This is a genomic window from Microbacterium lacus (assembly GCF_044794305.1).
Taxonomy (GTDB): Bacteria; Actinomycetota; Actinomycetes; order Actinomycetales; family Microbacteriaceae; genus Microbacterium; species Microbacterium lacus_B.
The window spans coordinates 1442667-1463438 of sequence record NZ_CP084996.1; the positions used below are offsets into that span (position 1 = coordinate 1442667).

Below are 20772 nucleotides of genomic sequence, written 5' to 3' on the forward strand. Positions count from 1 at the left end.
TACGAAGAGGCGCTCCCTACGAGGTGGGGGTCTGCTGCGTCGTGTCGGCGACGCTCGGTTCTCTCTCGGACGGGGCATCCACCGCACCGCGCTCGCGGATCAGGAACCCGAAACCGAACGCGATGAAGAACATCAGCACGCCGTAGATGGCCGCCGGCAGGCTGAGCTCGACAGAGCCCAGCACCGTCTGGGCGATCACGATGGCCAACGTGGCGTTGTGGATGCCGATCTCGAACGACGTCGCGATCGCCTGGCGCTTGCCGACCTTCAGCCAGCGGGGCACGATGTAGCCGATCGCAAGGCTGATCAAGCAGAACACGATGACGATGAGCGACAGGCGAGCGAAGTTCTCGACCAGCAGCGCCCAGTTCGACGCGACCGCGCCGGCGATGACGACGATCAGGATGATGACCGACGCGATACGAACGGGCTTGTCCATCTTCTTCGCGAAGTCGGGCCAGAACCGACGCACGACCATGCCTGCGGCGACGGGAAGGAGGACGATCGCGAAGACTTCAGCGGCCTTGGCCCACTGCATCCCGAGCTGATCGTCGAACGGCTGGAAGTACCAGATCGCGAAGTTCGTGATGAGCGGCAGGGTGATCACGGCGATCACCGAGTTCACGGCCGTGAGCGAGATGTTCAGGGCGATGTCGCCGCGGAAGAGGTGGCTGTAGAGGTTCGCCGTGGTGCCACCGGGTGAGGCTGCGAGCATCATCATTCCGACCGCGAGGACGGGGGGCAGCTGGAAGGCGAGCACGAGGCCGAAGCAGATGATGGGGAGCACGATCAGCTGGCAGATGAGAGCGATGAGCACCGCCTTCGGCTGCTTCAGCACTCTCGCGAAATCGCCGACGGTGAGGCTCAGCCCCAAGCCGAACATGATGATGCCGAGGGCGACGGGCAGGCCAATGGTGGTCAACGCTGACATGAGACCCAGTATCGCGGATGCCGCTACCCCGCGTCATCCGTTGTCCACATGCCTATCCCTGCGGAACGGAAACTCCCGGAAGCGACCAGGCGGCGAACGCCGGACCATCCGCGGTGAGCACGACCGAGCCATCTGCGGCAACACCGAGGGTCGCGTCCCCCGTGAGCTCGACCGCTTCGGTCGCACCCGCGAGGAGTCCGGGCGCTAGCTCGACATCAGCATCCCCCCGCGTCGCGACCACGAGCATTGATTCGTCCGTTGCTTCGCGCACGAAGACGACGGTCTCTTCGTCGACGTGCAGCCAGCGCAGGCCGCCGGTGGCGAGAACGGGGTGCGCACGGCGCAGGCTGATGAGTTCGCGGTACAGGTCGATGCGTTCAGCGATCGGCGCGGTCGAGATGTCGTCCCACGGGATCGGCGTACGGCTGGATTCGCCGTCTGCGCCGGTCAGCGCGAACTCGTCACCGGCGAAGATGACCGGCAACCCCGGGAGCGCCATCGCGAGACCGACGGCGACCGGAATCGTCCCCGGTGCCGCGTTCGTGGCGAAGCGGCCCGTGTCGTGGGTGTCGAGCGGTTGCATGTTGCCCAGCCGCACACGCCACGGAATGCCCGCGGTGAAGCGCACGACTGCGTTGACGAACTCGCGGGCGCTGTACCGGGGAATCCCACCGACGGGCTGCCCGAAGAACCACGCCTCGGTGACCTCGTCACCGTCGGCAGTGAGGTACGGCTCGTTCGTCGGTTCGCTCAGCCAGCCCCAGAGCGGCCGTGTGAAGGACGGATAGGTCATCGCGCCGTGCCAGCCGTCGCCCTGCAGATCGCTGGCGGCGTCGTTGGTCGACTCCCCCAGCAGGATCGTGTCGGGGTTGATCTGGATCATGGTTTCGCGCAGAAGTTGGCGCACCTCGGCGTTGAGGTCGGTCGCGCCGAGGCGCCCGGTCATGTTCGCCACGTCGATGCGCCAGCCGTCGGTCGAGAATGGCGGCTTCAGCCACTTCGCCACGACCGAGTCTTCACCCTCGATGAACTGACGGCGGAGCTCTTGCGAAGCCCAGTTGAACTTCGGCAGGCTCTCGTAGCCGAGCCAGGACTCGTACGTCGTGTTGCCCTCATCGGTGAAGTAGTAGAACTCCTCCTCCGGCACTCCGGGGTGGCCGTATGCCGCCCGGAACCACTCGTGCGTGTCGCCCGAGTGGTTGCTCGTCAGGTCGCCGATGACCCGGATCCCCCGTGCGTGGGCGGCTTCGATCAAACGGATGTAGGCCTCGTCGCCCCCGAGGAGCGGGTCGACTTCGAGGAAGGTCGCGGCGTCGTAGCGATGGTTGGATGCTGCGGCAAAGACCGGCGTCAGATACAGGACGTTCACCCCGAGCTCGACGAGGTGGTCGAGGTGCTCGGTGACGCCGTCGAGATCTCCGCCGTAGAACTGCGTCGCCCGAGCGGGCATCACCGGGTCGACGGGGTCGCTCCACGCCGCCGGGATCGCCCACGCGGGTGTCGGGCGATCATCGGCCGCCGCGGAGCGAGCGAAGCGATCGGGGAACACCTGGTACATGACCGCGTCGTAGAGCCAGGACGGGGGCGCCGGGTTCGCGACGAGCGCGAAGTCCTCGGCGTCGAGGGTCTCGATCGTGTGCAGCCCGGTCTGACTCAGCCATTCGACACGGCCGCTCTCGTGTCGCAGCATCCACCGGTATCCGTGTCGTGGGTTGCGGACCGTGACGGGCGCCTCCCACCAGTCCCACCCGTCGGCGGAGCCGACGACACGAGCATCGGTCCACTCGGGCTCGTGGTCGGGGTTCGAGCGGGTGCGGACGGCTGTCAGCGTGCCGTAGCCCGCAGGAACCCGCAGCCGCACGGTGACCACGTCGCCCAAGGCCGGTGCGAGTTCCGAGACATATAGCGGGGATCCGTCGTGATGCGGGAGGAGCGTTGTCATGTCGGTCATGTCCTTCATGCCTTCCGGTCGTGCGTCGATTGTGACACGCCGGCACTGCGCGTCAGTGCCCAGTTCTTATCAGTGCGCAGTTCTTACCGGTGCGCAGTTCTTATCGGTGCGCAGTTCTTATCGGTGCGCAGTGCCGAGGTGAATGGCCGCGGCAGTGAAAGGTGCCAGCGCGAAGGTGGCCACACCGTTCTCGACCGAGAACTCATCGTCGCGGCATCCGTCATTCGTCCACGATTCGCGTCCTCCGCTGACGACGTCGCAGTACTTTCCGTCCTGCATCGTCGTCGGAATCTGGATGCTGGTCGCTTCGTCGCCCACATTCACGGCGATCACTCCCCGGCCCGCACGCTCGAAGCCGTACGCATCTCCTTCGGAAACACCCTCGAGCCGGGGAAAGTCCATGGCGAACGCGCGAAACTCGAGCATTCCCGCGATCGCCGGCCACGTCTGAACGCACGTGCGAGCGCCGTCCTCGTAGTCGTCCGCGGGAAGGTCTGTGGCGATTGCACACGAGACGGGTGTCACGCGGCCGGCGTCGTCAGCGGGAGCCCCGGCATCGCGGTCGCTGAACGCATAACCCGAATAGACCACGGGCGTGCCGTAGTCGTCCGCGAGCATGAGCGCGTTCGCGATGACGTACAGGTCGCCGTCCCGGTAGGTGAGATCGGCTTCGCCCCGCTCGGTGTCGTGGTTGTCGATGAAAACGAGCGCTTTGTCAGCAGGAACATGCAGCGGGCGGTCGCCCTCGGTTTCGGGCTCGTTGACGAATCCGCTCGCGAGCGCCGGTAGGAGGTCACGCGCGTAGGTGAACTCGAACACCTCGCCGAACGCGGTGTACTCCTCAGGTTGCACTGGCTCGCCGCCACCGCGGATGACCTCGCTCATGATCCGGGTGCCCTCGGGCAGGGCCACGATGATCGCCTCGACGTCGGCGGCATCCATGTGCTTGGCTGCATCGATCCGGAAGCCCGCGACGCCCAGCGACAGCAGGTCATCGAGATAGGCACCGACGGTGTCGCGGACGTTCTGTCGCGAGGTGTCGAGGTCGGCGAGGTTGACCAGTTCGCACGTCTGCACCTGCGCGCGGTCGTCGTAGTTGCTGATGTCGTCGTTCGCGGTCAGCCCACAGTGGTGGAAGTCGTCGTAGCCGTACAGGTCCGGGTAGTCGTAGTGCTCATAGGGCGTTCCCGCCCAGCCCACACCGGGGTCATCCTGCCCGGTCATGTGGTTGATCACCGCGTCGGCGATAATCTGGACGCCCGCGTCATCACAGCGCTGCACCATGTCGGCGAACTCGTCCCGCGTGCCGAGCCTCGACTCGAGTTCGTAACTCACCGGCTGGTACGACGCCCACCACTCGTCGCGCACGATGTGCTCGTTCGGCGGCGACGTGAGCACCCAGGCGAAGCCGTTCGGCGCCAGGGTCTGCTCGCACTCGTCGGCGATCGCCGTCCACGGAAGTTGGAAGAGTTGGATGCCGACATCCGGCGCCGCTCGGTCTGGTTCGAGGGGAACCTGGTTGTTGCACGCGGCCAGCACGACGACAAGTGCCGCGACGGCCGCGCCGAAGACACCCCGCCTCACGGCGGAGCGCTGTGGAGGCAGCATCCGCTACTTCACGCTTCCTGCGGTCAGTCCACCGACGATGTACTTCTGCACGAACAGGAACATGATCAGGATCGGGACGGCGGCCATGACGGCACCGGCCGAGAACGCACTCCAGTCCGCATAGCGCGGGTTGGAGACGAGCTTGATGAGACCCACTGCCAGCGTCTGGTTCTCGGGCTGAATCAGCACGACGCTCGCGATGATGAAGTCGTTGAAGGTGCCGATGACCGACAGCATGCCGACAACAGCAAGGATCGGCGCGACCAGGCGAAGGATGATCGTGAAGAAGATGCGGGCGTGCCCGGCACCGTCGATCTTCGCGGCTTCGTCGATCGACGCGGGGATGGTGTTGAAGAACCCGTACATGAGGAACGTGTTCACGCCGAGTGCGCCGCCCATGTAGACCATGATGAGGCCGATGCGCGAGTCGAGGCCGAGTGCAGGGAAGTAGTCGCCGATGGTCGACAGCAGAAGGAAGATCGCGACCACCGCGAGCATCTGCGGGAACATCTGCACGACGACGATCGACACCAGGCCCATACGCCGACCGGTGAACCGCATCCGCGAGAACGAGTACGCAGCCAGCGCTCCCAGGAATACGGTGAGAACGCACGTGATGGCCGCGATGATCAGCGAGTTGGCGTACCACGCGAGATAGGGCACCTGAGGGTTGTTCAGAATGCGCGCATAGCTCTCGAAATTGAACGCCGCGAAAAGCGTGTTCGACCCGGTGAGCGTGCCGACCGGGTTCAGCGAGGCCGACAGCACAAAGAGGATCGGGAAGATCGCGAAGACCCCAGCCACGATGCCGACGAGGTGCCGCCATCCGGTTTCGTTGAACCAGCGGCCGAAGGGGCGCTTGCGCTGGGGCGGCAAGTGGCGCACCGGCTCGGACGCGTCAAAGCCCTCTACGTTTGCTGAATTGACGACGAGAGCATCGGCGCGTGCAAGGTGTGCGGCGACTGAGGTGTCGCGTGCGGGATCGGAATGCTTAGCCATGTCAGTTCAGTTCCTCCAGCACCTTGGTCTTGCGGAAGCTGATGATCGAGATCACCGCGACCACCACGAAGATCAGGATCGAGAACGCGGAAGCGAGGCCGTAGTCGCGGTCCTGGCCGGTGAAGGCCACCTTGTAGACGAGCGTGATCAGCAGGTCGGTGTAGCCCACCGGTATGGGCGCGTTGGAGTCTCGCGGACCACCGCCGGTGAGTGCGTAGATGGTGATGAAGTTGTTGAAGTTGAACGCGAAAGAGGCGATCAACAGCGGGGCGACCGTCACCAGCAGCAGCGGCAGTTTGATCAGCCGGAACACCGCCCATGGCCTCGCGCCGTCGACGGTGGCTGCTTCAGTGAGTTCTTCGGGGATCGACTGGAGGGCGCCCGTGCACACGAGGAACATGTAGGGGAAGCCAAGCCACAGGTTCACGATCAGCACCGAGATCTTCGCCATTACGGGGTCGGTCAGCCACGGGACGGCAAGGCCACCGAGAAGGACCTCGTTGATGAACCCGAAGCTCTGGTTCATCATGCCCGCCCAGATCAAGGTCGACAGGAAGGCAGGGAACGCATAGGGCATGATCAGCGCCACGCGGTACCACCTGCGGCCCCTCATGCGCGCGTCGTTGAAGACGATGGCGAGGAAGAGTCCCAAGAAGAAGGTCGAAGCGACCGAGATGATCGCGAAAGCGAAGGTCCAGAGCGTGACATAGATCAGCGGCCCGCGAATTGACTCGTCAGTGAAGGCCCGAACGTAGTTGTCGAAACCGACGACGATCTGCCAGCCCGGCAGCAGTTCTTCTCCATCTGGTGAGGTGAAAGCACCGGTGCCGATGTCACTGTAGACGGTGCCCGTGCGCAGATCTGTCAGCGTATTCGCGGCCTCGTCGTACTCGAGCGACGAGGTGTAGAGGTAGGCATTGCTTCCGTCGGTGGTGCGCAGAGCACCATCGTTCGGGTCGTCGGATGCCGGGACCACAAGCTCGACGATCTCGCCGGTTCGTGCGATGACCTGCGAGAAGTTGAGGGTGGTGTATCCGTCCACGGCGACGGCCTTGCCGTCTTCGAACGTCGCATCGACTTCACTGAGCGGCTCTCCGGTAGTGCCGATCAGGGCCTCACCATCCGGGTCGGTGACGAGCATGCTGAGGGACCCACCCCGATCGAGCACCGTGAGCGGGTAGGTCGGTGAGTCTTCGACGCGCTCGAGCGCGGAGCCCATCAGCGACGACACGGCCTGCTCCTGCGAGCCGACGTGACCGGTGCCGTAGTTCGTCAGCGAGATGTAGCCGGTGTAGAAGAGCACGAACACCTGGAAGATCAGGAGGAACAGGATGCCCGGCGCGAGGTACTTCGCCGGCAGGTTCTTGCGAGAGAAATACAGCCAGTTGAAGAAGGCGGTCACGACGACCACGAGACCGGCGAACAGCCACTGCTGCTGCGAAATCAGTACGAAGAGCGCGTAGACCGCGATCGCATCGAGGATGCCGAGCAGAACGATCTTGACCAGCAGGACCTTGATTCCGGCTCCGGCTGACTCGGCCAAGCGTGCTGCTTGCCGTTGACGCTTCGTCGGCGGAGTTGTGGTCTCGACCTCGTTGTCGGTGTGCGTCGTCATGAGTCCTCTTCGCGCTCTTTCGTGCCTGCAGACTATGGGAGTACGGGGGCAGGCTCTAGAGCCTGCCCCCGCACGTCACCAGGTGTGATTACTGGGCGATTGCGGCCTGAACATCAGCCGCGAGCTTCTGCCACGTCGCCGTGGGGTCAGCGCCGTTGATGACGTCAGCCTGGGCGATGCCCCAGTACTGCCACACCGAACCCATTGCGGGGATCGCGGGCATCGGAACAGCGTCCGCACCGACGGCGGCGAAGCCGGCGATGATCGGGTCGCTCGACGCGGTCTCAGCGGCGGCGCTCAGAGCGGGGAGGATGTTTCCCGCCTCGAACAGCGAAAGCTGAACGTCTTCAGAACCGAGGTAGTTCACGAGGAAGTCGGTCGCAGCAACCTGGTTCTCCGACTCCGACGAGAGGAAGAAGCCCTTGACACCGGCGAACGGCTGGGCGACCTCAGCCGTGGGGCTGGGAACCTGGTCGACCGAGACGTTGATACCTGCGTCGATCGCGGAACCGACGTTCCACGGACCGGTCAGCCAGAACGCCGACGTGCCGTTGAGGAAGTTCTCCTTGGCAATGGCGCCGTCGATGTCGGTGTTGAAGACGGCGGTGCCGTTCTTGCCCTGCGAGCCCAGCCATGCGGCGAACTCTTCACCACCGGCGTTGCCGATCTGCAGGTCGTCGGGGTTGTAGCCCTCGGCGGTCGAGCCGAAGACAGGTGCACCGAAAGCCGTCTGGAACGGGTACAGGTGGTAGGGGTTGCCCTCGACACCCTGCTCGACGACGAACGGCTGGGTGAGGCCGGCGGCCGCGCCCTTGGCGATCATGTCGTCGAACGAGGTTGCAGCCTCGGGGACGATGTCGGCGTTGCGCAGCACGGCGATGTTCTCGACCGCGTACGGGAGCATGTAGACGGTGCCTTCGTAGGTCGACGCGTTGACCGCGACCTCGAGGTAGTCGGCGGCGCTGTCACCGAGCTCGAGCGGAGCAACGACACCGTTGGTCGAAAGCTCACCCAGCCAGTCGTGCGCGCCCATGGTGATGTCGGGGCCACGGCCGGTCGGAACCTGCTGGATGAAGTCATCCTTGATCGTCGCGTTGTCCTTGCCGACGAGCTCGACGGCAACGCCGGTCTCTTCGGTGTAGGCGTCAGCAGCGGCCTGGAGTGCGTCGACGCGCTCGGCGTCAACCCACACCGTGAGGGTACCGGCGGACTCGCCAGCAGACTCGGACGGGGCGGTCTCGGTGGAGCCGGCGCAGCCGGCAAGGGTCAGCATGCCGACCGCGACGATCGCGCCAGCGGCGACCGCGCTCTTCTTGTTCACCTTCATCGGTGTACCTCTTTCAAGTGCGTTGGGATTATGACGGGCTGTGGCCGGCGGGGCACCGGATGTTGCCTATCGGTCGCTCGCTGATATGCAAGCGCTTACATTGTTGCATGTCCGCCCTGAAACGCAACTCCTCAGAACGGTGATCGATACGGGTTCGTGACCTATTGATACGGGAAATTCTCAGGAATGCCCAGCGATCTGCAAGCGCTTGCATTCCGAGCGGATGCTGAGCACCTCACCGCACCCCCGGCTAGACTTCCGCGCATGGCTGATTCCTCTTTCGACATCGTGAGCAAAGTCGACCACCAGGAGGCGGAGAACGCCCTCAACCAGGCGCGCAAAGAGATCGAGCAGCGCTATGACTTCAAGGGCACCGGCGCATCCGTCGAGTGGAGCGGCGAATCGATCCTGATCAAGGCGAACTCCGAAGAGCGCGCCAAGGCTGTCCTGGATGTCTTCCAGACCAAGCTCATCAAGCGCGGCATCTCGCTCAAGAGTCTCGAGTCGGGTGAACCCTTCGCCAGCGGCAAGGAATACCGCATCGTCTCGACGATCAAGGACGGTATCTCGTCCGAGAACGCGAAGAAGATCGGCAAGATCATCCGCGACGAAGGCCCCAAGGGCGTGAAGTCGCAGATCCAGGGTGACGAACTGCGCGTGCAGTCGAAGTCGCGCGACGACCTGCAAGAAGTTCAGCGCCTGCTCAAGGCCGCCGACCTCGATGTCGACCTGCAGTACGTCAACTACCGGTAAACCATGACGTCCGGGTCGCCGACGCGCTGTCGAAGTACGCCGCATCCGATGACATCCTGCGCCTCGCACGGCTGACCGTACTCGCTGTCGGGATCGCAACCCTGACATGCACACCAATGACCTCGGTCTGCTCCACCCGTCAGCGGACGCGCCGTCGCTTGCTCCGGCACATTCCGCGGTAGCTGCGGGACGAATCACGGCAACGTGAGTCACGCGTGGCAACGGAGATTCTGGCGGTGCCACCCACCGGAGATCGACGGCAGGCAGACGACAGCCATCGGTTGGCCGCGACGACTCGGGCACATGAAGGCTAGCGGACGGCGGGCATTATTGATAGGCCTATACAGCGCACCAATTAGCCCATACGTTGAGCTTGGCTCAGTCAGGGCTGTGCTCCTTCGCATCTCGGGGGATGAAAAGGCGTACCCCATGATAGCTCAGACTTCCGCGCGCTCGGCCCGACATTCTAAGAGCCGAGGACTTCGCAAAACGACTGCCGCGGCGGCCATGGCGATCGGGCTTACCGTCGCTTCGCTGGCGATCTCCGCGCCAGGAGCCTCTGCGGCTACTTTTGTAAATCTCGGGATCGCGGACACATACGTCGTCCTCGGCGCAGAGAGAGTAACGAACACAGGACCCACGGTCCTCAACGGCGACTTGGGCGTCTGGCCCGGGACCGCGATCACCGGTTTTCCGCTAGGAATCGTGGTGGACGGCACCACGCACACCACCGATGTACACGCACAACAAGCGCAGGATGCCGTGGGAACGGCCTATGACAGCGCGTTCGCTCAGCCGGCACTGACCGGCAACTATGACGTGCTCGACGGATTGACGCTCGTCGAAGGTGTGTACGCAGCAAGCTCGACGTCGCTGCTGTCGGTCAACAGCACGCTTACGCTCGACGCTCAGGGAAACTCGAGCGCTGTATGGATCTTCAAGATCGGATCTGCACTTACGACGATGAGCGGCAGCGTTGTCGATCTGATCAACGGAGCCCAGGCCTGCAACGTGTTCTGGCAGGTTGGCAGCTCCGCCACTCTCGGCACGGGCTCTACGTTCGTCGGAACCATCATGGCCATGCAGTCGGTCGCAGTGCAGACGAACGCAGAGGTCGAGGGCCGAGCTCTCGCGCGAGTGGGAGAGGTGACTCTCGACAACAACGTCTTCATCGATCCCCGATGTGACATCGGAGGACCGGGACCTGTAGGACCCACCGGGCCTGACGGAGAACCGGGTCCTGCCGGACCTGCCGGGGATGATGGCGCCGCTGGACCCACCGGACCTGCCGGACCCACCGGACCTGCCGGACCTGCCGGACCTGCCGGGGACGATGGCGCCGCCGGACCCACCGGACCTGCCGGACCTGCCGGACCTGCCGGACCTGCCGGACCTGCCGGACCTGCCGGACCTGCCGGACCTGCCGGGGATGATGGTGCCGCTGGACCCACCGGACCTGCCGGACCTGCCGGACCTGCCGGACCTGCAGGAACCGACGGTGTCGACGGAACCAACGGTGTCGACGGAACCAACGGCACCAACGGGAGCGACGGCACCAACGGAACCGATGGGATCAATGGAACCAACGGTGTCGACGGAAACAACGGAACCAACGGAACCAACGGGACCGACGGCACCAACGGAACCGATGGGATCAATGGAACCAACGGTGTCGACGGAAACAACGGAACCGACGGAACCAACGGCCTCGCCGGGGCTACAGGTGCAGCCGGACCGGCTGGGGCACCCGGAGTCAACGCCGCGGCGAGTCCCGGAGGTTCCACCGGAGCAGTCCGCAGCGGTTCGACCTTGGACAGTCTGCCAGCAACGGGTGCCGACAACTCAAGCCTAGGGATGCTGGTGTCGGCTGTCGCGATCTGCTCGATCGGCGGCATCGTCCTGCTGATCATCGCCCGTCGGCGGGCAGCACAGCGTGTCTAGCCGAATTTGAGCCCGGGTTTTCGAGAACTCGACCAGGACGGGTTGCCCGATTGTCGGGCAGCCCGTCTTGGCGTACGTGCGCAGATCGAGAACCGCTCCGACGACGGCGACCGCGAATCCACCAGGGCGAGTAGCCGTCCTTCAGGCGATCATCAGCGCGGCGACGAGGACAGTTTCGCCCGCGAGGCGCAGCCCGATGCTCTCGACACCGATCAGCTACACCGCGTAGGGAATCGATGTGAGGAACTCGTGCATCAGTCTCGTCCGAGCATCGCCTGCGCCCACCAGTCCAAGCGCCGGTAAGCCTCGTTTCGCGCGTCGTGGGCCGAGAGGAAGATGTCGTGGAGTGCACCGTCTATTCGTTCGACGGTGACCGAAGATCCGAGCTTGAGCGCGGCACGCGCGATGTCGTCGACCACCAAGACAGTGTCGGCGCGAGTGAGTTCGGGATCCCAGCGCGTGGGCACTGCCGTCCGCGCCGACAGCATGACGCACACGGGCGCAGTGATCCCGAGCCCAGCAGCCACTTTCGCGTGACCGTCGATCACCGCATGCATCCAGCCGACGTGGACGGGATTCGTCTGCTCGGGGCGCCAGGCGAGCTCGATGTCGACCGGATCGTCAGGGTCAGCCACCTCGCGCTGCGCGCGTGTGTAGAAACCGGCGTCCACTTGCGGCCAGAGATCCAGCGGACGAATACGAGAGTGGATGCCGAGCATCGGCGCGATCGCAGCTCGGGTAGCGGCGCTCAACTGGAACTCGAGCCACGGGCTGTTCAGGATCACGGCGGCGACAGCATCCGGATGCCGCGCTGCCCACAGGCTCGCGGTGAGCCCACCGGTCGAGTGTCCGAAGAGCACCAGCCGTCGTTCGCTTTTGCCGTCGCTCCGACGACCCATCGCCTCGAGCGCGGCACCGATGTCGGCGTCGTAGTCGGTGAAGTTGGCGATGTACCCCGGGGTCTGACCCTCGCGCAGGCTACGCCCGTATTTGCGTAGGTCGAGGGCGAAGAACCGCGCCCCGCGCTCGGCCCAATAGCGGGCGAGCCGGCGCTGGAAGAAGTAGTCCGACCAGCCGTGTAGATAAAGCACATCGACGTCGGCAAACGGCCGATGGTCGCCGAAGAGACGGTCGAGCGTGTGATGCTCGGGAAGCAGCCTCACGATAGTGGCGACGACCTCGCCCTCGTCATCGACGCCGAGGGGGAGTGTGAGCTGCTCGAAAGGCTCTCCGAGAACATCGGGGACCCATTCAGCGCTCATGGCAACAGCCTAAAGCCGCCCCCGCGTGCAGGCGCGACGCGCTACTCCGCGCGGGAGACGCGGACCATGTCGTCGCGCGGAACGACCTTGATGCGCGCGCGCTCGTGAGGGGCGCCCAAGCTCACCTCATACTCGTCGAGACGGTGCCATCCCGTGAGGTCGGTCCAACGGACGCCGCGCTCGGCGAGGAGGTTGGGGATCGCCTCTTCGGACGGGTCGGAGGGCTGCCACCACGACCCCTGGTCGTTGATGAGGTGGCGGACCGTCTCCATCGCGTCGGACTTGGTGTGGCCGATCAGGCCGACCGGTCCGCGCTTGATCCACCCGGTCGCGTAGATGCCGGAGACGCGCTCGTTCGAGTCTTTCTGCAGAGCCTGACCCTCGTGATTGGGGATGACACCGTGCCGCTCGTCGAACGGGACACCGGGGAGCGGCGAACCGAAGTAACCGACGGCGCGGTAGATCGCCTGGATCTCGACCTCGCGCAGTTCGCCGGTGCCGACAACGCCACCCTGCCCGTCCGGGCGGGTGCGCTCATAGACGAACGAGCTCACAACACCCGAGGCATCCTTCTTCACTTCCACCGGCTTCGCCCAGAAGTGCAGATGAAGACGACGGGATGCCTCTCCCCCGGCGTTGTTCACCGAGGGGCGCTTGCGCCACGACTGCAGCACGCGGTCGATAACGAGCACCTGCTTGTTGCTGGCGATCGCGTCCTTGGACGCCTGGTCGTAGTCGAAGTCTTCGTCGTAGACGACCATGTCGACATCGCGCAGTTCGCCGAGTTCACGCAACTCGAGCGGGGTGAACTTCACCTGTGCCGGGCCGCGGCGGCCAAACACGTGGACGTCGGTGACGGCCGACGCGACGAGCCCCGCGTGCACGTTGTCGGGAATCTCGGTGGGAAGCAGATCTTCAGCGTGCTTGGCGAGCATGCGGGCGACGTCGAGCGCGACGTTTCCGTTGCCGATCACAGCGACGGATGCTGCGTCCAATGGCCACTCGCGCGGCACATCGGGATGCCCGTCGAACCAGCTCACGAAGTCGGCAGCGCCGAATGATCCGCCGGCGTCGATGCCGGGGATGTCGAGCGAGGTGTCGCGGATCGCGCCGGTGGCGAAGATCACGGCGTTGTAGTGATTCTTGAGGTCATCGAGCGTGATGTCGTGCCCGAAGCGCACGTTGCCGAACAGCCGGATATCGCCGCGGTCGAGCACGTCACGGAGCGCCGTGATGATGCCTTTGATTCGCGGGTGATCAGGCGCGACGCCATACCGGACGAGGCCATACGGCGCCGGGAGCTGCTCGAACAGATCGATCGAGACGTCGAACTTGCGCTCGGCCTTGAGCAGGATGTCAGCGGCGTAAATGCCCGCGGGGCCGGCGCCGACAATGGCGAGTCGGAGCTTGGTCATGGCAGTTCTCTCGAGAGGGGTCAGCGGGAACGGTCGGCGACGGCTTCGGCGAAACGCGTGAGCGCTTCGCGGACAGCGCTGTCAGGCAGCGGGTCAAGGGCAGCGATCGCTTCGCTCGACCACTCGTGCGCGAGGTCAAGTGTGGCTTGAGTCGCTTCGTGCTCACGCAACTGGGCGAGCGGGTCGTCGAGAATTGCCGGGTCGGCGCCGTCGGCGATGCGCCCGACGCCCTCGTCGATTGTGGCGTGGAGCGCGACCGAAGCAGCGTCGGTGCGCTGACCGAGCAAGAGGTAGGGCATGGTCGGAACCCCTGCGCGCAGATCGGTGCCGGGCACCTTGCCGGTCTCGTCGGGGTCTGCTGAAAGGTCGATGACGTCGTCGAGCAACTGGAAAGCCACGCCCGCCTTCTCACCGAAGACGACCATGGGCTGCTCGAACTCTTCGGGTCCGTTCGAGAAGATCACCCCGGCCTGGGCAGCGGCAGCGATCAGCGACCCCGTCTTGTCTGCGAGCACATCGAGGTAGAACGCGACCGGGTCGTCGTCCTCGCCGGGCCCGACGGTCTCGTGCAGTTGCCCGAGCACCAGACGTTCGAAGGTATCGGCCTGCAGTCGAATCGCCCGGTCGCCGCGGCGGGCCATGATCTGGCTCGCCCGTGAGAACAACAGGTCGCCGGTGAGGATCGCGACGTTGTTGCCCCACACCTCGTGGGCACTGGGCACTCCGCGGCGCTTGTCGGCAGCATCCATCACGTCGTCGTGGTACAGCGAACCGAGGTGCGTCATCTCGAGCGCGGCCGCACCCTCGATCACCTCGGGCGTGGCGCCGTCACCCAACTCGGCGGTGAGCAGCGCAAGCATGGGGCGAACGCGTTTGCCGCCCGCCTCATAGAGGTAGCGGCTCGCTGCGTCGACCAGTGCATCGGTGACTCGCAATTCTGCAGCCAGGGCTTCGTCGACTCGGGCCAGGCCCGCCTCGACCGTCTTGAGCAGGCGCCGCGACCGCGGGCCCGCGAAGATGCGGTCGGAGAGGCTCAGCTGACCCGCAAGGGGCGAACCGGGCGCAGAAGGAGTCACAACTCCAGCCTACCGGCCAGGTTTGACGGCCCGGTGGAGAGCGACAATCCCGAACGACAGGTTGCGGTACGCCACGTCGGTCCAGCCCTCCGCGCGAATCCACGACGACAACGTCTGCTGGTCGGGCCAGTCGCGGATCGACTCGTTCAGATAGTCGTAGGCCTCGGCGTTCGAGCTCATCGCGCGGGCGACGACCGGCAGGATGCGATCGTTGTAGAACCGGTACAGCCCATTGAACGCGGGCTGCGGCGGGTGCGAGAACTCGCAGATCACCAGCCGTCCGCCCGGCTTGGTGACACGCAGCAGCTCGGCGATCGCTCTCTTGGGCTCATTGACGTTGCGAAGCCCGAACGACATCGTGACGGTATCGAATTCCCCGTCGCCGAACGGCAGGTCGGTCGCGTCGGCCTCACGGAAGGTGAGATTCCGGATGCCGCCATCCCGCGCCGCGGGGCCGTAGCGGCGCTCCCCCTCGGCGATCATCCCCGGCGAGAAGTCGGCGGCGACCACCTCGGCACCACTGCGAGCGAGGGCCACACTCGAGGCGCCGGTGCCGGCGGCCAGATCGAGGATTCGCTGCCCGGGCTTCGGCGCCACAGCGCGCGTCGTCGCGACTCGCCAGAGCCGGTCGTTGCCCATGCTCAGCACATCGTTGGTGATGTCGTAGCGCCCCGCAACCTGGTCGAACATGCCGCTGACTTTCGCCGGATCTTTGTGCAGATCGGCACGGTTCGGCTCGTTCTCGGTCATCCTTCGAGTCTAGGCGGGGGCGTTGCCCCGGGCGCGGCCCGGCCGCACTGCGCACCTCTAAAGTTGAAGGGTGATCGATATGCCGCGCCCGCCGCGTCTAGTGGTCGAGACTCACGAGGTCGACCACATCGACGATCTGATCTCGTTCACGTCCGCCGACCAGCCACTGGCGTGGTTGCGCCGCGGTGACGGCATCGTCGGGGTTGGTCGGGCCGTGGCGTCTGTCCATTTCGGTCACGGTCTGCCCTTTGCGCCCCACCAGACCGAAGGACCCGAACCCGCCGACGCGTGGCGTCACCTGTGCTCGGCGGCCGACGTCACCGACGACGTGGGGCTTCCGGGCACAGGGCTCGTAGGTTTCGGTGCGTTCTCGTTCGACCCCCGGTCGGCATCACCCAGCGTGCTGGTCGTTCCTCCGCTGATCGTCGGCAGGCGCGGCGGCCGCTCGTGGGTGACCCGCATCCGCAATCTCGATGCCTTCGTACCTGACCAATCCCCGAACTTCGCCGCCCAACCGTATGGCCCGTACTGGTCGGGCACGCTCGGCCCCGGTGCTGTTGCCCCCGCGGACTACCAGGCGATGGTGCGCGCAGGCCTCGACGCGATCGAGGCCGGGGAAGTCTCAAAAGTCGTGCTCGCCCGTGACCTCGTCGGCACGCTCCCCGCTGGCGCCGATCTGCGCCGACTCGTCCGCGCCCTGTCGACGGGATACCCCGACACGTGGACCTTTGCCGTCGATGGGCTGATCGGGGCGAGCCCCGAAACCCTGGTGACTGTGACGGGCGGGGCCGTCACGGCACGCGTGCTGGCGGGGACGATCCCGCGGGGAGCGGACGCAGAAGCGGATGCCGCAGCATCCGCATCTCTCGGTGTCAGCGCGAAAGACCTCGACGAACACCGCTACGCCGTGCGGAGTGTGCTTGAGACTCTCGCCCCGCACACCGGTGACCTCCGCTCGGACTCGGAACCCTTCACCCTCGAACTGCCCAACCTCTGGCACCTCGCCACCGATATCGCCGGGGAGATCGCCGACCACGCGTCAGCCCTCGACCTGGTGGCCGCTCTGCACCCCACGGCGGCTGTCGCCGGGACGCCGACGGATGCTGCGATCGAGGTCATCCGCCGGCTCGAGCCTTTCGACCGCGGTCGCTACGCCGGGCCGGTCGGCTGGGTCGACGCGAACGGGGACGGCGAATGGGCGATCGCCCTGCGCTGCGCCCAGATCGGCTCCGGCCCCGCCCGCGGCTTCGCGCAGTACTCCGACACCATCCCGGTCACCGCGCACGCCGGCGCAGGAATCGTCATCGGTAGCGACCCCGAACTCGAACTCCTCGAAACCAGGGTGAAGTTCAGGCCGATCGTCGACGCGCTCGCGTGAGACCCACGACACCAGATCCGGAAAAGGCCGCCGATTCGGATGCCGGTGCTCTCAGCATCCGAATCTGAGACCATTCTCCGAATCTGCCCCGCGAGGCATCGATCAGGTGGCGGCGAGTCGCGCCTTCTCGGCCTCGACGTCGAACGTCGCCGCCGGCCACTGCGGGTCGATCGCCTCGAGCGTCTCGAGCAGCAGCGCCTGCACCGCCAGCCGCGCGTACCATTTACGGTTCGCCGGCACGACGTGCCACGGCGCGTACTCGGTCGATGTCCGCTCGAGGACGACCTGATAGGCCTTCATGTACTCGGGCCAGAGCTTGCGCTCATCGATGTCGCCGGGGTTGTACTTCCAGTACTTGTCAGGTCGTTCCAGCCGCTCGGCAAGGCGGGCCTTCTGCTCGTCCGGCGAGATGTACAGCATGATCTTCACCACGCGGGTGCCGGCATCCGCCAATCGCTTCTCGAAGTCGTTGATCGCGCCGTACCTCCGCTCGATCTCGTCGGCCGGAGCGAGTGATCGCACGCGGCCGATCAACACGTCTTCGTAGTGCGAGCGGTCGAACACCCCGATGAATCCGGGCTGGGGCACCCGCTTCTCGACACGCCAGAGAAAGTCGTGACTGAGCTCTTCTTTCGTCGGCTTCTTGAACGCCGTGAGCATCACTCCCTGCGGGTCCACCGATCCGACCACGTGCCGGATGATGCCGCCTTTGCCCGCAGTGTCCATCGCCTGCAGCACGAGGAGCACACTGGAGTCCGTGACTTCCGAGCGGGATGCCGCATACAACCGTTCCTGGTACTCATCGAGTTCATCGACACCGGCGGCGAGATCCGCTTCGCCTCGGGCCTTGTCTCCGGAGTATCCCGGAGCCGACTCGGGGTCGACGTCGGCGAGGCGGAATCCGCTGCCCACCCGAAGGATGTCGAGGGCTTCAGCGGTCCATTGAAGGTGGCTCTTCGCGGTCATGGCCCCATCATGGCGTGACCGCCCGCGCCGTGGCTACTGCCGCTCAGCGCGTGAGCGGGACCTCGATGATCTGCCGGCCGCCGACCGGTGATGTCAGCGCCTGGTCGAGCGCGGTGCGGGTCGTGACGCGCTGGTACTCCCAGCCGTACGCAAGCGCCAACTGCTCGAGTCGCGTGGCGTGCGGGGTGAACAGCACACGATCCATGTCGTCGGATGCCGCGACCTGAGCCACTTCGAGGGCATCGAAGATCGTGCCGCCACCGTCGTTGCCGACGATGACCTGAATGCGCGGTTCGACTTCGGTGGGCGGAAGCAGGAGCGCACCGACGTCGTGCAGCATCGCAAGGTCGCCGAGGAGGACTCGGGTTATCCCCGCGCGCGCGGTCTTCTGGCTGGCGACCGCCACACCTGTCGCGGTCGCGATCGTGCCGTCGATTCCGGCGAGTCCCCTGTTGGAGTGCACCGGAATCTTCTTGCCGCCCAGCACCTTGTCGGCAACGCGGACGAGCCGAGACGAGCCGAAGAAGAGTCGGTCGTGCGGCCACGAGGCTCGCCAGACGGCGTCGACCAGAGCCTCACGGCCGAGGGGTGCGCGAATGACCTCGAGTTCGGCGGCAATCGCACCCAACCGCTCGCCCGGCACGACCGACGCGAGTCCGTCGGCATCTGGCGCCTTCGGGGTCAGGTCGACCATCGCCGCCCGCGACGCAGTGAGCCACGCACCCAGCCACGCGCGATCGGCGTCACCCGTCGCCACTGCCATCGCATCGACCGGGACGGTTTCACCGTTGAGGTTCAGTGGCTCGCCCGGGCCGCGCAGCGCGAGCACCTCGACATCGTCACGAGAGAGCAGCGCGGCCGCTTCGCGGGAGAGCGTCGGATGCCCGAGCACGATCACGCGCTCGACGCGACCGCCGAGCTCGGGGTCGGACAGCAGAGCTCGGTAGCCGTGCACGAGGTAGCGGCCGAAGCGCGCGCCGCTGACGATCTCGGCCACCAGCGGCCACCCGCCGATGTGGGCGACCTGCTCGGCCTCTGACCCGGCATCCGCCCCCGCAATCACGATCGTTCGCGGACCGCGGACGATCACGTGCGGATCGTCGTCCGGCTCGGGCGGCATATCGGCCTCGCCAATGCCGCCGCCGCCTTGGAAGAACGCACCGAACACCTCGGGTTCGACCGCCTCGGTCACCGGCGGAGCGTCAGGATCGTCGTCGGGCTCGGCAGAGAGTTCTGTGGCCGGAACTCCTAGCCATAAGGGCAGCGATCCAGCGAGCGGCTCGCGGAAAGGAACGTTGAGGTGCACGGGGCCGGCAGAGCGCAGGCCCGCGCCGAGTGCCGCGGCCATCGCCTCGGTGGCGACCCCGCGGAGCATGACGCTCTGTTCGGAATCACCCTCGTCGTCGACCTCCTCGGGTACCGGCAGGTCTGCCTCCAATCGCACGCTGGGCGCGAACATACCCGGCTGACGTGTGGTCTGGTTTGCGCCGACACCGCGCAGCTCCGGCGGCCGATCTGCCGTCAGCAGGAGAAGCGGCACGCCCGCGTGGTGCGCTTCGAGCGCGGCGGGGAGGAGGTTAGCCGCGGCTGTGCCGGAGGTGCAGATGACGGCAGCGGGCAGCCTCGATTCCCGCCCGATGCCGAGCGCGGTGAAACCAGCAACACGTTCGTCGATGCGCACGTGGAGCGACACGCGACCACGGCGTTCTAGTTCAGCGGCTACCAAAGCGAGCGCTTGCGAACGTGACCCCGGGCTGAGCACGATGTGCCGCACGCCCTGTTCGACGAGCTCGCACAGGAGCGCAGCGGCGGCGTCGGTCGCGGGTGAGGGGAATTCCCGAGTGCTGACGGCGCTCTCGTCGTTCGCGGCGTCAGCCGCGTCGTCGTGGACGGACACGATCAGCCGAGCGCTCCGCGCTGACCGCGGATGTCGTCGTCACCGTCGGCACGCGGCACGTCAGGTGCGGGAGGAGTCGCCGGCGTCCCCGGTGTCGCGGGAGCGGACGACCCTGACGCACCAGCGGCGGGGCCATCGGGATGCGTCCAGCGCGGGTCGTCGTCTTCGGAGTCGAGTAGGGCGAGTTCTTCTTCGAGGCGACGGATGCGCTCGTCCTGGTCACTACGCGATGCGATCTTGCCCAAGAACTCGGGGTCATCGTCCGGTGCTCGCCGCCGACCGACGGCCGCCGATTTGCGGGTGCGACCCACCAACAGCCAGAGCAGACCGCCCAGCACGGGGAGCAACACGACAATGAGCACCCACACCGGCTTGCTGACGCCGCGGTGACGCGAGGACGGCTGGAGGGCGCAGTCGACGATGGTGAAGACCCAGAACGCGGTCGCCACCAGGGCCAGAATCAGAAGCACCCGAGGCACACGTCCATCCTAGGCGCGTCTGCGACGACGGGACGGGGATGTGGGCGAACGCTCAGCCGCCGCGCCCACCTCAGTGGTGAGGCGCAACCTACGATGGAGAGGTGAAAGTCCGCTCCGCCCTCGTCTATTCAGTACTGCGCCTGTTGGCGTTCCTTGTGCCCTTCGGCATCCTCATGCTTCTGCCGATCTTCCGCGAGTACTACTGGCTGGCAGCGATCTTCGCCGCGCTCATCGGACTCAGTCTGTCGATGCTCTTCCTGCGTCGCCCGCTCGACGAGGTGTCCACCGCGCTCGCGCAGCGTCGCGTGGCAGACCGCGCAGCTCGGTCGGACGAAGAGGTCGAAGACGCCCCGACGGCCACGCCGTCAGCGGGCGATGAGGGTCCGGCCGAGGCATCCGACCGCTGATCTTGCGCTGAGCGCGT

The 20772-nt window shown here is 65.8% G+C and carries 17 protein-coding genes; 4 read left to right on the forward strand and 13 right to left on the reverse strand.

The annotated features are described in order from the left end of the window. Window positions 1-16 precede the first annotated feature (16 nt). The 6 genes from LG299_RS07060 to LG299_RS07085 form a co-directional block, all read right to left on the reverse strand. Window positions 17-931, reverse strand: coding sequence for a bile acid:sodium symporter family protein (locus tag LG299_RS07060; protein ID WP_404434354.1), 915 nt, complete (start codon window positions 929-931; stop codon window positions 17-19). A 52-nt stretch (window positions 932-983) separates the two neighbouring features. After that, entirely contained in the window at window positions 984-2873 is a 1890-nt protein-coding gene (locus tag LG299_RS07065) for a glycoside hydrolase family 13 protein (protein WP_404434832.1), read from the reverse strand. A 126-nt stretch (window positions 2874-2999) separates the two neighbouring features. Next, window positions 3000-4490 (reverse strand): alpha-amylase family protein, encoded by a 1491-nt coding sequence (locus LG299_RS07070; RefSeq protein ID WP_404434355.1) that lies wholly within the window; start codon window positions 4488-4490, stop codon window positions 3000-3002. 3 nt (window positions 4491-4493) lie between these two features. Beyond that, a complete protein-coding gene (locus tag LG299_RS07075) occupies window positions 4494-5489 on the reverse strand; it encodes a sugar ABC transporter permease (protein ID WP_404434356.1) in 996 nt (331 codons plus the stop codon). A gap of 1 nt (window position 5490) precedes the next feature. Continuing rightward, the gene (locus LG299_RS07080; protein ID WP_404434358.1) at window positions 5491-7104 is read right to left on the reverse strand and encodes an ABC transporter permease subunit; all 1614 of its coding nucleotides are present in this window, start codon (window positions 7102-7104) and stop codon (window positions 5491-5493) included. 88 nt (window positions 7105-7192) lie between these two features. After that, the gene (locus tag LG299_RS07085; RefSeq protein WP_404434359.1) at window positions 7193-8431 is read right to left on the reverse strand and encodes an extracellular solute-binding protein; all 1239 of its coding nucleotides are present in this window, start codon (window positions 8429-8431) and stop codon (window positions 7193-7195) included. Between the two features lie 264 nt (window positions 8432-8695). On the opposite strand from LG299_RS07085, the gene LG299_RS07090 reads away from it, so the two are divergent. Together LG299_RS07090 and LG299_RS07095 are read left to right on the forward strand one after the other, a co-directional pair. Next, window positions 8696-9184: a YajQ family cyclic di-GMP-binding protein gene (locus LG299_RS07090; protein ID WP_404434360.1), complete on the forward strand. Its 489-nt coding sequence runs from the start codon at window positions 8696-8698 to the stop codon at window positions 9182-9184. Window positions 9185-9691: 507 nt separating this feature from the next. After that, on the forward strand, window positions 9692-11125 hold the full coding sequence (locus LG299_RS07095; protein ID WP_404434361.1) for an ice-binding family protein: 1434 nt from the start codon (window positions 9692-9694) through the stop codon (window positions 11123-11125). Window positions 11126-11379: 254 nt separating this feature from the next. Here the strand turns inward: LG299_RS07095 and LG299_RS07100 are convergent, their stop codons facing one another. Genes LG299_RS07100 through LG299_RS07115 form a run of 4 tightly spaced genes read right to left on the reverse strand, consistent with a single transcriptional unit; the run spans window position 11380 to window position 15628 of the window. Further along, window positions 11380-12387, reverse strand: coding sequence for an alpha/beta hydrolase (locus LG299_RS07100; RefSeq protein WP_404434362.1), 1008 nt, complete (start codon window positions 12385-12387; stop codon window positions 11380-11382). 41 nt (window positions 12388-12428) lie between these two features. Then, complete coding sequence (locus LG299_RS07105; RefSeq protein ID WP_404434363.1) at window positions 12429-13802, reverse strand: FAD-dependent oxidoreductase; 1374 nt, start codon at window positions 13800-13802, stop codon at window positions 12429-12431. 20 nt (window positions 13803-13822) lie between these two features. Continuing rightward, window positions 13823-14878, reverse strand: coding sequence for a polyprenyl synthetase family protein (locus tag LG299_RS07110; RefSeq protein ID WP_404434364.1), 1056 nt, complete (start codon window positions 14876-14878; stop codon window positions 13823-13825). Between the two features lie 9 nt (window positions 14879-14887). Then, window positions 14888-15628: a class I SAM-dependent methyltransferase gene (locus LG299_RS07115; protein ID WP_404434365.1), complete on the reverse strand. Its 741-nt coding sequence runs from the start codon at window positions 15626-15628 to the stop codon at window positions 14888-14890. A 79-nt stretch (window positions 15629-15707) separates the two neighbouring features. On the opposite strand from LG299_RS07115, the gene LG299_RS07120 reads away from it, so the two are divergent. Then, window positions 15708-17006, forward strand: a complete 1299-nt coding sequence (locus tag LG299_RS07120; protein WP_404434834.1) for an isochorismate synthase MenF — start codon at window positions 15708-15710, stop codon at window positions 17004-17006. Between the two features lie 102 nt (window positions 17007-17108). Here LG299_RS07120 and LG299_RS07125 read toward each other — a convergent pair whose 3' ends face one another. Genes LG299_RS07125 through LG299_RS07135 form a run of 3 tightly spaced genes read right to left on the reverse strand, consistent with a single transcriptional unit; the run spans window position 17109 to window position 20348 of the window. Further along, window positions 17109-17972 (reverse strand): polyphosphate kinase 2 family protein, encoded by an 864-nt coding sequence (locus LG299_RS07125; RefSeq protein ID WP_404434366.1) that lies wholly within the window; start codon window positions 17970-17972, stop codon window positions 17109-17111. 43 nt (window positions 17973-18015) lie between these two features. Continuing rightward, window positions 18016-19869: a 2-succinyl-5-enolpyruvyl-6-hydroxy-3-cyclohexene-1-carboxylic-acid synthase gene (gene menD, locus LG299_RS07130; RefSeq protein WP_404434367.1), complete on the reverse strand. Its 1854-nt coding sequence runs from the start codon at window positions 19867-19869 to the stop codon at window positions 18016-18018. A gap of 2 nt (window positions 19870-19871) precedes the next feature. Beyond that, window positions 19872-20348, reverse strand: coding sequence for a PLDc N-terminal domain-containing protein (locus LG299_RS07135; protein WP_404434368.1), 477 nt, complete (start codon window positions 20346-20348; stop codon window positions 19872-19874). Between the two features lie 101 nt (window positions 20349-20449). Between LG299_RS07135 and LG299_RS07140 the strand changes: the two genes are divergently transcribed. Then, the gene (locus LG299_RS07140) at window positions 20450-20755 is read left to right on the forward strand and encodes a DUF4229 domain-containing protein (RefSeq protein WP_404434369.1); all 306 of its coding nucleotides are present in this window, start codon (window positions 20450-20452) and stop codon (window positions 20753-20755) included. Window positions 20756-20772: the final 17 nt, after the last annotated feature.